A 12,965-nucleotide genomic window follows, 5' to 3' on the forward strand; every position below is an offset into this window, starting at 1 on the left:
ATGCCCCCTTTAATCCCTCGCAGTGCTTTTTTCAATATAGAACACGCCATTTTTCTCAATGACTTGTGTTTGGTAACGTTCTTGACTAATATTGTTTAATCTCTTCAGAAGAGACGCTTTTTGTTTTTCAGAAGCTAATACAGGCAAGCCTCTTTTAGTGACACGAGCATTGGTCAATTGCAAGTCGATAGGTACCAACGTTGTTTCAAAACTGTCTGTCTCTCTGTCAAAAAGAATCTCCAAAAAGAAGTTCTCGGAAAACATCGGATCACTGTAAAACCCTTGCCAGTTCCCCTCGCTATCCTTTGTACGATTCTTATGCAAAGTAGAGGCTACTTCATTAGTTGCATAACCGTAAGCTGAAAACATCTCAGGAGAAATGATCGATTCTCCTGCTTCAAATTCCATCAGCAAGCTGCCAATATTGTAAAAAATTGTTCCCTGTTGATAGATTTCAATGCCACGCGTAAAATGAGCGCCGTGTCCGACGACTAGATTGGCTCCTGCCTCTACTGCAAGATGAGAAAATTCTTCAATAAATGCTGGCGCATAATCAGAATACCAGTTTTCATTTTCTCCTTCATGTGTATGCAAATTGACGATCACAAAGTCACTGCGTTCTTTGGCATCCTCAATATAGCGCAAGATCTCACGCTGGTCTTCTTCATTTGGATGCGTACAAACACCGGGCTGCTCCCCTTTTTCAAAAGTCAGATAGCCTTCAAAAAAAGAACCCAAATCCAGTTTATTAGGATCCCCTTTAAAGGTTTCGATCCTCTTACCGACCCGCATACTTTCAGCTGTACCGATGCGTTCATCGATCGCCTGTAAGTGAGCAAAATCTTCTTCAGAGACCACATACGTACGATTCCAGCGCAATGGATTGACCCCAGGACGAGAGACCACACCATTGCCACCATCTGCTGCTGCAAAGACTTCACTTCTTGTCACAGCAACAGTTACGATACCAATCCGTCCATCTTTCGAATCAATAAACGTTGGCTTTCTCGCTTCTGAAAGACTATATCCCACACCTAAAGGAACCAGATTTCTCGACTTAGCTGCATCGATCGTATCCAACAATCCCTCGATACCGTAATCACCTGTATGGTTGTTGGCAAAAGAAACATAACGAATGTTTAAATCACTAAACTCATCCAACGTTTCAGGACGGACACTGGTTTGATAACCCCTCCCAGCAGCGGGTGCTGTGGTATGTTTAGGTGTAACAAATTCGGCATTCGCAAAAGCAAAGTCGGCACTTTGTAACTTTTTGAAAACTTGTTCATCGATAGTCTCTTTTAAGTTTCTACTTGAAAATAGTGCATCTCCGGCAAAAATCATTTTCATTCCTTGAAACTCCTCTCTTACTCATAAACAGAAGCATCTGGTAAGAAGTCTCCGCCTAGTTGCTCTTCACTGATTTTTTTCAATGTGCCATCGTTATACATTTCTTTCAAACGATCATTTACCTTTTCTTTGAATTCCTCATCGTCAGCTGCTTTTGAAAACAAGATGTAAGCTCCTGAATCTCTAGTTGTGTCTTCAAATGGAACGACTTTCAATTCAGTCATGCCATGCTCTTCGATGGCTTTTTCTGCAGAAACTTGTGAAATGATCCGCACATCGTATTTACCAGTTTCGATGTCTTGGAACTGTTTGACAAAATTTTCTTCCGTGTAGATGATCTCAGCTTGCGCATCCGGGTTCTCACTGTTATAGTTCTCCAACATCGTTGCACCTGAGTTACCGACTTCAGTCACCGCTTTATAGTCTTTTAGATCCTCTAACGATTTTAGTGTGTCATCCGATTTTCTTACAACGAATACATTAGGATTATCTATGATCGGTAAAGAGAAATCATATTTTTCTTTTCGTTCCTCATTTGAGCTAAAATTATTCGCTCCTAATTGATAACGTCCATTGTCCAGGCCATTCAAAATACTGTCAAACTCTGTCACTTGGATATCAAAATCATATTCCGGAAGTCCTTCAAAGATAGCTCTCAAGACTTCTACATCAAAACCTGTCAACGTTCCGTCGTTTTCATAACTAAACGGGTTACTGACGCCACTTGTTGCTGCAACGATTTTTGTCTTTCCTTCTGCTGCACCTTCTTCATTCGAAGAACTGCCACATCCTGCTAATAAGAACACCCCTGCTACTGCCAATAGACTCGTTAAAAATAATTTTTTCATTTTCTTCCTCCTTTTAATTTTCTTACAATGATTCTATAGAGTGATAGAAAAACGCTATCAAATTTGTCTTTCATCCCATTAAAATAAAACCTCTTGGTATCTGATTCTACCTTTTCCATTATTGTAATAGATAGAGTCTATCTTATCTAGGGGATTATTGAATGTCAATTTTTGCAATGATAGAAAAAAACTATCATACGGATTCTTTTTCAGTTTCTAATCCTTTTAAAAAGCGTTGAATCAGTGGCTCTGTCAGTTTCCAGAGATCCAAATGCATATACACTTTATCTATCATTCATTATTTATTTTTTATTTGCTAATAAAAAAGATGCTACAAGCGAATTTCACTTGTAACATCTTCCCCATTCCCTATTCTTCTGTAAAATAATTTCCTGGTACTACAGAAATCGTTTTGGTCTGTGTATTGACGTCTTCAACGAACAATAAAGAAGTGTAGTCTTTGACTGCACGTTCTCCCCGGAATTTGGCTTCTGCAAAGACTGTGATGCCTACTAACTCTGCTTCAAACTCTTCGATCAAGCCTTGCATCCCATGAATCGTTCCGCCGCCCTTCATAAAGTCATCCACGACTAGCACACGCGAACCACGTTTCAGGCTGCGTTTAGACAATTCCATTTTTTCGATGCGTTCAGACGAGCCAGATACATAATTGACACTGACAGTCGAACCCTCTGTGATCTTAGAATCCCGACGAACGATCACAAACGGCACATTCAAATAGGACGACACCGCTTGAGCGATCGGTACACCTTTCGTTGCCACTGTCATGACCGCATCGATCTTTTCTCCCAAATATTTGGAAGCGATGATTCGTCCGACCTGACGCAGCAATTCGGGTTCTCCCAATAAATCAGATAAATAAACATAGCCACCAGGAAGCAAACGGTCCTGTTCAGACAACCGCTCAGACAAGGCAAGAATATATTCTTTTGCCTCCTCTTTTGAAATCATCGGCACAAAAATAACCCCTCCGGCAGCGCCAGGGATTGTATTTAATAAGCCTGTTCCTCTTTCTTTAAATGTTTTCTTGATGATTGCTAGATCTTCGCTGATCGACGATTTTGCTGACGCATAGCGTTTGGCAAAGAAAGTCAATGAAATCAATTCATGCGGATGATCCAGTAAATAGTGAGTCATATCAATCAAGCGTTCACTACGACGAACCTTCACGAAACCCAACTCCTTTTCCCTCATTCTTTCCCCTTATTATATAGCTTTTCCTTACATTTTTCGAGTCTTTTCTTCTTTTTCCGGGAAATTGTTCGTCATTTCTGAGGATTCAATAAAAAAGAAGTGAGAAATTTTCGTTTCTCACTTCTTTTGGTTTTTTTCTCTATTTTTACGCTGAATTGTCGTTAAACCTCGTTTGAACAGATTGACTAGTAAAAACAAGCCAATAAACACGAGTGTGATCGTGGCTCCCGGTGGTGTGTCCAGATAAAAGGAACTGGTCAGACCACTCAACATGCCAAACAGACCAATCACAATACTGATCAGAATCACGATATTAAAGCTTTTTCCTAAACGCATGCTGATCGCTGCTGGCAAGACCATGATTGCCGAGATCAGTAACGCACCGGCAATTGGTATCATCACGGCGATCGCGACACCGGTTAAAACATTGAACAACATTGACATCCAATGCACAGGTAAGCCATCGACATGCGCCGTGTCTTCGTCAAAGGTCAAGACATACATCGGTTTTTTGAAAAGTAAGAACAAGACTGTTGTAATGGCGAACAATATGCCTAAAAAGACGACTTGATCCGCTGTGATCGTTACGATCGAACCGAACAAATAGGACTGGATACTGGTAGAGGAGTTACCTCCGCTCAATTTCATCAGTACCAAGGCCAAAGCCAGTCCCCCTGACATCAGGATAGCGATCGAGATCTCTGAATAACTACGATACATCGTCCGCAAGTATTCTAAAACAATCGCTGCTAAGATCACTACTAGCATGGTCGTCAAGGTTGGGTTCAAATTAAGGAAAAAACCCAATGCAACCCCTGCCAGCGAAACGTGAGACAAAGTATCTGCCATCAAAGACTGACGACGGATCACTAGAAAGACCCCTAGCATCGGCGCGATCCCGGCAATAAAAATCGCTGCTAAAAATGCTCGTCTCATGAACTCATATGAAAGCAACGCCATTGAGAGTCCTCCTTTCTTACTAGACGAATCTGACGATCCGCATACTCTTTGATATCCTCATGGTCATGGGTGATCATCAGGATCGCTTTGTCATGCTGATGAGCGCTGTGACGCAGCAAACGGTAAAAATTCTTCCGAGATTCTTCGTCCATCCCGGTGGTTGGTTCATCCAGGATAAACAAATCTGGATCTGTCGCAAAAATCCGCGCCAGGCTGATTCGTTGTTTTTGTCCACCAGACAGTTCACCGATTTTTTTGTGACGCATGTCCCACATACCGACTGCTTCTAGGGCTTTTTGGACATGTTCATGGTCTCTTTGGGTCAATTTTTTGAACCAACGATCTTTCGGGTAGCGTCCTGAACGAACCAACTCCAATACAGTGCTTGGAAAGCCCACATTGAAAGAGGCGATCTGCTGTGGTATATAGCCGACACTCAATCGCTTGCCTTCGTTATTTTTCTTGGCGATCGCTACTTCACCTTTGGCTGGCTTTAACAAGCCTAGTGTTGCCCGGACTAATGTTGATTTTGCTGCACCGTTTTCTCCCGTCAAAATGACAAATTCTCCGGCATCTACATGGTAATTGACGCCTTCCAGTACCGGTTCATCATCATAGTAAAACGTCAAATTTTTGACTTCTATATAATGCACAAGCTTCCCTCCTTGTTCATACAATCATTCCTTCTATTGAATACTTAGCTGCAAAGCCTGTAAGTTTTCACGCATGACACTCACATAGGTTTCTCCAGCTTCGATTTGCTCATCCGTCAAGCTTTCCAGAGGATTCAAAACTTCCAAAATAACACCGGTCTCTTTTGCCAGTGTTTCGGCTACCTTGGAAGAAGCATTTTCTTCAAAGTAAATCACTTCGACCTGATGTTCCTCGACAAAGTGTTTCAGCTCCGCCAGACGGCTTGGTGTTGGTTCTTCCTCTGAAGAGATTCCCGCAATCGATTCTTGAATCAATCCGTACTGTTTTGCCAAATAAGCAAATGCCGCATGCTGAGTCACAAAGGTCTTGTTATCAGCCTCTTGAAAAGCAGAACGAAACTCCTGATCCAATGCAGCCAATTCTGCCAAATACGCGTCACTGTTTGCTTCAAAGATCGCTTTTTTCTCTGGATATTTTTCACTTAATTGATCTCGGATCGTTTCCACTTCGGTCATTGCCATTACCGGATCGACCCAAACATGGGGATCATGACTGTGGTGATGCTCTTCTTCGTGGTCGTGGTCATGATCATGATCATCCGCTTCCTGAGAACCCGCCTCCATCAATGAAATTTCACTGGCAGCTTCGATAAAGAGTGTCTGCTCTGGATCGACATTGTCACCCAAGCGTTCAACCCAAGATTCAAGCTCCTGACTATTGTAAACAAAGGCGTCTGACTCTGCGATCTGTGCCACATCTTTGGCACTCGGTTCGTAATCATGCATTTCCGTGCCTGCTGGAATCAGCAAAGAAACCTCTCCTTCATCACCGATCACAGCTTTTGTAAATTCATACATTGGATAGAAGGTCGCAACGACCTCCAGTGATGCTTCTTCCTCTGTAGTCGTATTACCGCAAGCAGCTAACAGCAGACTGCTCAACAGGACTGCACCAGCAACAAGTAATTTTTTCATATAAGTCTTCCTCATTCTTCGTTCTAATTAAATCGTAAACTTTACGATTTGATACCAAAAGATAATGTATCAAAGGTTGAGACTTTCGTCAAGAAAAAAAGAAACGCCGATCGCTATTCCTTTTAGCAATCAGCTTCGTTTCTATTTCAATGTACGAACCAGATAGACTTCCTCGCAAAAACCTTTCAGCCCGTTTACGATCCTCTGTGCACGGGAATGTTTGCGGCACAAGGCAAAGACCGTCGGACCACTGCCACTCATCAAAGCAACATCCGCTCCATATTTGAGCATTCGATCTTTGATTTGCTGAACGACTGGATGCTTAGGGATCGTCACATCCTCCATATTGTTCCCCATGTATTGGATCATGGATGCATAATCCTGATTCAAAATAGCTTCAGACAGCTTTCGCATATCCGGATGAGGCAATTCTTCCGCCTTCAACTGCTGAAAAATTTTTCTCGTTGACACACTGATCTGCGGCTTCACCAGAACGACCCAGCATTGAGGCATCGGGATAAGCGATTGGACGATCTCGCCTTTTCCACTGATAAAGGAGGTCGTACCGTATAAACAATAAGGAACATCTGTCCCAACTTTGATGCCCATTGCCACAAGTTCCTCTAGGGAAAGATTTAGATCCCATAATCTGTTCATTCCTCTCAACGCCGCAGCACAATCTGTACTGCCTCCGCCTAAGCCAGCCGCCACAGGAATATTCTTAGTGATTGAAATTTTGATGCCTTCTTTGATACCGCAGCGCTCTTTTAAAATAGCCGCTGCCTGATAGACATTATTTCGCTTATCAATCGGCAAAAAAGCTTTATTTGTCTCCACAATGATTTTATCTTCAGGAAGTGTTTCAAAAGTCAGACGATCTGCTAGATCCACACTCGACATAACCATTTCAAGCTCATGATACCCATCTTCTCGTTTATAAAGAACGTCTAAGCCCAAATTGATTTTCGCTGGTGCTTTCTCTATAATTTCCATAATTCCACCTACTTGAAAATAGTCGTGTTGTATTCTTCTATCATAGCAAATTTCACTTGTCTAGGCACTGAGAAGATACTGATTTTTTGAAGAAATTTGCTTTTCAAAAGAAGAATCACGCGTTTTTCTAGGCATTCAGATAGGCTTCTATCGCTTGCAGCACACCACTTTCATCATTATGTGGTGCTTCATATTTCGCTACCTCTTTGACAAAAGTAGCCGCATTGGACATTGCATAGCTGTGTCCCACGTATTTCAGCATCGCCAAATCGTTTTGACCATCACCAAAAGCCATCATCTCTTCCGGTTCGATCTTCCAGCGCTCGGACAAGATTCTCAGACCATTGGCCTTGTGATTTCCCGGAACGATCAGATCGATGTTGCCGTGACCACTGGAAACCGGACAAATCTCTTCTGGAAACTTCTCACTGAGATCTTGAGAGATCGCTACTGTTTCCGCTACCGGGACATCTAAAACGAATTTGATGTATTTTTCCTGCTCAAAATCAAGCGCCAACAAATCATCTACCATTTCATAAGATGGACAATAAAATTCAATCAGCTTTTTAAATTCTGGAGACATTCGATGCTCTAAATAAGAAGCCTTCAATCCATTGATGACCATCTGAATACCTGGATACGTTTCTTTCAGATAAGTAGTCACTGCAAGGATCACTTCTTTAGTAAAATGTTTTTCAAAAATAATCTCACCTTTGTCTAAAATCAACATCCCGTTTTCAGCAATAAAGGTGATTTCTTTTGTGATTTCGGGAAAAAATGAAGCCAGTTGTGCATATTGATTGCCGCTAGCTACGACAAATTTGATCTCTCTTTTTTTCAGCTCGTCAAAAATCGCCTGAAATCGTTGCTTGTCGTAGGTTTTTTGACTATTTAAAAATGTACCGTCCATATCTACTGCAATTAATTTAACCATGAATGCCCTCCCTTTGTTTCTCAAACAAACGATAGCACAGGAAGAAAACAGACACAAGTTGGAAAATTTTTCGAGGGCTGGCTCTTCGCAAAGAAAAAAGTAGAAAGCTCACACTTGTTCGGAGCTTCCTACTTTTAGTTTTTATTGTTTAAAAAATGCTCATCGTTTCAGAGGCTACTTTTTGCTCCTCTTCTGTTAAGGGTTTCTTTAAAAAGCCAATGATCAAACAGGTGATGATTGATCCCAATAAGATACAAGCGATATATAACAACGGCTTATTTGCTGCAATTGGAATAACAAAAATACCACCATGAGGAGCCTTCAGACTGATGTTCAAGCCCATGCAGATCGCTCCACCAATCGCTGAACCAATGATATTTGCAGGGATCACACGCATTGGATCAGCTGCTGCAAAAGGAATCGCTCCTTCAGTGATAAAACTTGCTCCCAACACATAACTTGCTTTTCCAGCTTCTCTTTCTTGTTCGGTGAATCGGTTTTTAAAGAATGTTGTTGCCAAAGCAATTCCCAATGGCGGAACCATACCACCAACCATCAAGGCTGCTGATGGTTCAAAGATATTGGCTGCAAACATAGCCAATCCAAAAGCAGAAGCAGTTTTATTGATCGGGCCACCCATATCAGAAGCCATCATTCCTGCTAAAATCGCGCCAAGAATCAAGGCATTCGTACCTGTTAGACCGCTTAACCAGCCTTCAAGGAAAACATTCAACATGGACATCGGCGTATTCAAAATAAAGAACATAAAAGCACCGACAATCAGTGTACTGATCAGTGGGGTAATCAAGACAGAAACCAAACCTTGAAAGGCTCGAGGAATTTTAACCATCATTTTAGCAACATATTTTGTTGCAAAGCCAGCTAGAAAACCAGCAACCATCCCACCAAGGAAACCTGAACCGCCAATTGTCGCCATCATCCCACCAATCATGGCAGGTGCCAAAGCCTGCTTGCTAGAAATACTATATCCGATATACCCAGCCAATACTGGTACCATCAGTGCAAAAGCTGCTTCTCCACCCACTTGACTAAAGAAATGTGCGAACACATTATACTGATCACTATTGGGATCAGCTGCATAAATACCAAACATAAAGGAGATCGCAATGAATATTCCGCCAACTACAACGAATGGCAACATATAAGAAACTCCGCTCATAATATGCTTATAAAAATCTAGTTTGGACTCTTCCTTTGTTTCCTCTATGCTGTACTCTTCTACCGGCACAGAATCATTACTTTTTATTTGATAAGAAAGCGCAAGATCAAGTAACTGATCTGCTTCATTGATCGCTTTTTTGACCGGAACATCCACAAAACGTTTCCCTTTGAAAACTGTTGTGTCTACTTGGACATCATGTGCTAGAACGATTGCGTCTGCCTGATTGACATCGGCAGGAGTCAAAACGTTTTCCGCTCCATTCGCTCCATTGGTCTGAATTTTTGCTTTCATCCCTCTTTTTGTAGCAGCAGCTTTCAGAGCTTCTGCAGCCATGTAAGTATGTGCGATTCCTGTCATACAGCCTGTGATACCGACCAAGTATTTTCCATTATCTGTACTATCTGTCAACGTTACTTCTTGACGTTTTTCCTGTTCCTTGATTGCTGTTAAAATATCTTCTTCATCACGCGCAATCAATAATTTTGCACGAAAATTCTCGCTGATCAAAAAAGTAGAGAGCTTGGATAACAAAGTCAAATGATCATTTGAAGCATTTTTAGGCGCTGCAATCATAAAAATCAAATGAGTATGCTCTCCACCATAATCCACTCCTACAAGAGTTCGTCCTACAATGATTGCCGGTTTTTTAACTGCTTCACTCTGTGCATGAGGGATAGCAATACCATCTCCAATTGCCGTAGAAATCTCTTTTTCCCGTTTCCAAACTGCTTCTTTGAATGCAACAGCATCAGTAACGATAAGGTTCTCTGAAAGCTTTTGAACCATTTCATCGATGACTTCTGTCTGATTTTGACCTTTTAAATTTAAAATAATATTATCTGACGTAATTAAATCCTCTAATTTCATTTTTCTACTCCTCCCAGACAACTATCTATAAAATTTGATTTTTCCTGTAGAACCAAACAGATCCATCTTTTGTTTCACCAGATCTTTTGCCGCTTTACGAGCACTTGGCATAATAACGTCTGGTTCGTAAGCACCTGGATTTTCTGTCAAAAAGGTACGCATTTCTTTGAAGAAAGCATTTTTCATATCTGTGGACAGATTGATTTTTGCCACGCCATGCTGATAAGTTTGGCTGATTTCTTCATCTTTATTGTCACTTCCACCGTGTAAGACCAATGGGATATCTACCTGCTGATTGATTTCCTCCAGTAAATCGATTTTCAACTCTGGTTTTCCTTGATGTTTGTACTGACCGTGAGAAGTCCCGATCGCTACAGCTAGAATATCGATTCCAGTATTTTCAACAAAGGTCTTCGCATCTTCCGGATCTGTATACAAAATCTGATCTGCGCCACCTTCCGAACTGCCTTCATTGGAACCAATTGTACCTAATTCCGCTTCTACAGAGACATTTACAGCGTGTGCCAACTCAACAATTTTTTTAGTAATAGCCATGTTATCTTCAAAGCTCGCATGAGAGGCATCGATCATAACAGAGGTATAACCATTTTTGATTGCGCGCTGAACATCTTGAACGGTTGCTCCATGATCTAGATGAATAGCGATTGGTACAAACGTATTCTTACAAGCCTCGACAACATACTTAGCAAAGTCATCACCAACTAATTCAATCTCATTAGGATGAATCTGGATGATAGCTGGAGCATTTTGTTCCTCCGCTGCCTCAATCACTACCTTTACAAATTCACTGTTTGCAACATTAAAAGAACCTACTGCAAAATTATTTTCATAAGCGGTCTGAAGTAACTCTTTCGTATTCATTAACATAGTAAAAACTTCCTTTCAAATTGTATTCCATCGCTGGATAAATTCTTGTTTATTTTTGGTTTTGATCAATTCTCTGACTGCTTCTAAATCTTTGGTTTTCTGATAGAATTCCTGAAAAACGTACTCATTTCTTCGGATGTCTGAGGAAGGAATATAAATCAAGATCAACTGTACATTTTCCGCTCCCCATAAGATGGGTTTCTCTAAAATACCGATAATAATCTTTTCCTGATACTTCTGATTGTCCAGATAAGAATGGGGAATAGCTACCAAGTTACCGATAGACGTATAAGACATCCTTTCTCTCTTTAATATTGGTTCAAGCATATGTGACTGGTCATCTTTGAATAACAATTCTTTTATTGCGGTTTCCGGTGTATTTGCTTCGATTCGATAAATATTTACCTTCTCTAAAATTGAATTTTGTGATTCTAGAAAGTAATCGATTTTTTTGATCTCAGATTTTTGAAATTTATAGCCGATATTAATAAAATTTTGTAATTCGATTGCAGCATCGATCAAATCGATCCCAATATACAGATACTTCTCTTCAAATTGAAAGGTATTGGTATATTTTTCAATACGAACGATTTCCAATTCATCAAAATAAGTAACTAATTTTGATGCCAATAATTTGATACGCTCATAATTGCGATTGAATAAAATAATCGTCTTGATTTTCTTTTTATCCTGAGATTCTAAAATAACCTGAATATGATAAGCCAAGTAAGCAATTTCACTGTCTTGAATTTCCAAGTCAAATTCTTTTTCCAGCTTTAGTGCGATATTGGACGCAATGCTGAAAGAGAAAAAGTATTCCGTCTTCGCTTCCTTGATATACGGATTGTAGAGCAAAATATTTTGCGAGGCAGGATGAATGATCCTATAAATATGTTCGGTGATGCTTTCTCGGAATCGCTTTTTGGAATAGGTTTCTACGTGATAGATTTCTTCAATATCAAATAAAATTCGTTGAATCTTGGTCAAAATATCCTCATCTTGACCGACAATCGAAATCTTACCTAAGCCCAGTTGCAAAGAAATAAGATAATTGACTAGAAACAAGATTTCCTTGTCATCCATCGAAATACAGTCAGATAACTCTTGCTGTAGCTTCTTAGCTACTTCAAATTCCTTGAATACTTCCACTTTTTCCAACTGCTCCTGCTCAATGACAACCTGATGTCCTGTATTGATCTGATGAACGATGATTACCAATTGCGTGATGAGTTTTTTATACATCAAAAACTCCAAACTCAAATGTAATTCTGTATTGATCTTGTCTACGGTATGAAAAATCTTTTTCAATACAGGTTTTTCAAGCCATTCACTAAATTCCCTCATCAATAAATCTCGAAACACTTCTTTTTTGATAAAAATATTAGTAAAAAAAAGTTCCAAAAGAATTCTTTTTTGGACCTCTGTCCCAGCCAATTTGATTCCTCGAAACACTTTGGTATCGATGTCTACACCAACACCCAACTCGTGAATCTTGACCGTAAGCTTCTGAACACGACTTCTAATCGTCTGAGAGGAATAGAAAAAAATATTGGCAATTTCATCATAAGAAATATATTCCCTTTGATTCATTAAAAATTGAATGATCCGAAATTCTAAAAGTTCATTTTCTAAATTTGTTCCGTATTCGTCCCCTTTCTTATACTCGTCATTCTGATGATTCGAACGTAGCTTGTACCCTTGAGGAGATGAAGAAATGACGATGCCACTTGCAGGATTGCTGTTGATTTCTTTTACATAATTTCGAATACTTCGATCTGTAACATTCAAAATTTCTGCAAGGACAGTTGAGGATACAAACTCGCCATTTTTACTGTTCAAATAACTAATCAGCTGATGATGTTTCTTTTTCATGATGACCTCCCCTTGATAGTTATGAGTTTAAAACAGCTTTTATGTAAACGCTATACAAAGTATTTTTCCTAGGACTAGGAAAAATAGCTGATTTACTTATCATCGCTTGACTAAAACTAAATCTTTTTATGTTATTTTATCAGTGAAACTAAAAAAACGTTAAAAAGAGCCACACACTCTTTCTAACGTTTTTGATATATTTTGTTTGTGCCCTCTTCTTTGCAAAG

Annotated in this window: 11 protein-coding genes; all 11 read right to left on the bottom strand. The window is 40.1% G+C overall.

Translation table 11 applies throughout. The features are described from left to right. Positions 1 to 9 precede the first annotated feature (9 nt). Positions 10 to 1,350, bottom strand: coding sequence for a CapA family protein (locus ACWODM_RS03830; RefSeq protein WP_455320049.1), 1,341 nt, complete (start codon positions 1,348 to 1,350; stop codon positions 10 to 12). A gap of 17 nt (positions 1,351 to 1,367) precedes the next feature. Continuing rightward, positions 1,368 to 2,198, bottom strand: a complete 831-nt coding sequence (locus ACWODM_RS03835; RefSeq protein ID WP_455320050.1) for a transporter substrate-binding domain-containing protein — start codon at positions 2,196 to 2,198, stop codon at positions 1,368 to 1,370. A gap of 369 nt (positions 2,199 to 2,567) precedes the next feature. Next, positions 2,568 to 3,389, bottom strand: a complete 822-nt coding sequence (gene purR / locus ACWODM_RS03840; RefSeq protein ID WP_455320051.1) for a pur operon repressor — start codon at positions 3,387 to 3,389, stop codon at positions 2,568 to 2,570. Between the two features lie 141 nt (positions 3,390 to 3,530). After that, the gene (locus ACWODM_RS03845; RefSeq protein WP_455320052.1) at positions 3,531 to 4,373 is read right to left on the bottom strand and encodes a metal ABC transporter permease; all 843 of its coding nucleotides are present in this window, start codon (positions 4,371 to 4,373) and stop codon (positions 3,531 to 3,533) included. Next, entirely contained in the window at positions 4,346 to 5,026 is a 681-nt protein-coding gene (locus ACWODM_RS03850) for a metal ABC transporter ATP-binding protein (RefSeq protein WP_455320053.1), read from the bottom strand. Before ACWODM_RS03850 ends, ACWODM_RS03845 begins: the two co-directional genes overlap by 28 nt. A gap of 33 nt (positions 5,027 to 5,059) precedes the next feature. Next, positions 5,060 to 6,001 (bottom strand): metal ABC transporter solute-binding protein, Zn/Mn family, encoded by a 942-nt coding sequence (locus ACWODM_RS03855; protein ID WP_455320054.1) that lies wholly within the window; start codon positions 5,999 to 6,001, stop codon positions 5,060 to 5,062. Positions 6,002 to 6,142: 141 nt separating this feature from the next. After that, entirely contained in the window at positions 6,143 to 6,994 is an 852-nt protein-coding gene (ispE, locus tag ACWODM_RS03860) for a 4-(cytidine 5'-diphospho)-2-C-methyl-D-erythritol kinase (protein WP_455320055.1), read from the bottom strand. A gap of 127 nt (positions 6,995 to 7,121) precedes the next feature. Then, entirely contained in the window at positions 7,122 to 7,928 is an 807-nt protein-coding gene (locus tag ACWODM_RS03865; protein WP_455320056.1) for a Cof-type HAD-IIB family hydrolase, read from the bottom strand. A 148-nt stretch (positions 7,929 to 8,076) separates the two neighbouring features. After that, the gene (locus tag ACWODM_RS03870; protein WP_455320057.1) at positions 8,077 to 9,978 is read right to left on the bottom strand and encodes a PTS fructose transporter subunit IIABC; all 1,902 of its coding nucleotides are present in this window, start codon (positions 9,976 to 9,978) and stop codon (positions 8,077 to 8,079) included. A gap of 21 nt (positions 9,979 to 9,999) precedes the next feature. After that, the gene (locus tag ACWODM_RS03875) at positions 10,000 to 10,866 is read right to left on the bottom strand and encodes a ketose-bisphosphate aldolase (protein WP_455320058.1); all 867 of its coding nucleotides are present in this window, start codon (positions 10,864 to 10,866) and stop codon (positions 10,000 to 10,002) included. Between the two features lie 15 nt (positions 10,867 to 10,881). Next, complete coding sequence (locus tag ACWODM_RS03880) at positions 10,882 to 12,738, bottom strand: BglG family transcription antiterminator (protein ID WP_455320059.1); 1,857 nt, start codon at positions 12,736 to 12,738, stop codon at positions 10,882 to 10,884. Positions 12,739 to 12,965 lie beyond the last annotated feature (227 nt).

Source organism: Enterococcus olivae (genome assembly GCF_053760925.1).

Bases quoted from the DNA above. Each gene is read 5' to 3' on its own strand.
- ACWODM_RS03830 (WP_455320049.1), bottom strand. From the start codon at position 1,350: ATGAAAATGATTTTTGCCGGAGATGCACTATTTTCAAGTAGAAACTTA.
- ACWODM_RS03835 (WP_455320050.1), bottom strand. From the start codon at position 2,198: ATGAAAAAATTATTTTTAACGAGTCTATTGGCAGTAGCAGGGGTGTTC.
- ACWODM_RS03845 (WP_455320052.1), bottom strand. From the start codon at position 4,373: ATGGCGTTGCTTTCATATGAGTTCATGAGACGAGCATTTTTAGCAGCG.
- ACWODM_RS03855 (WP_455320054.1), bottom strand. From the start codon at position 6,001: ATGAAAAAATTACTTGTTGCTGGTGCAGTCCTGTTGAGCAGTCTGCTG.
- ispE (WP_455320055.1), bottom strand. From the start codon at position 6,994: ATGGAAATTATAGAGAAAGCACCAGCGAAAATCAATTTGGGCTTAGAC.
- ACWODM_RS03865 (WP_455320056.1), bottom strand. From the start codon at position 7,928: ATGGTTAAATTAATTGCAGTAGATATGGACGGTACATTTTTAAATAGT.
- ACWODM_RS03870 (WP_455320057.1), bottom strand. From the start codon at position 9,978: ATGAAATTAGAGGATTTAATTACGTCAGATAATATTATTTTAAATTTA.
- ACWODM_RS03875 (WP_455320058.1), bottom strand. From the start codon at position 10,866: ATGTTAATGAATACGAAAGAGTTACTTCAGACCGCTTATGAAAATAAT.
- ACWODM_RS03880 (WP_455320059.1), bottom strand. From the start codon at position 12,738: ATGAAAAAGAAACATCATCAGCTGATTAGTTATTTGAACAGTAAAAAT.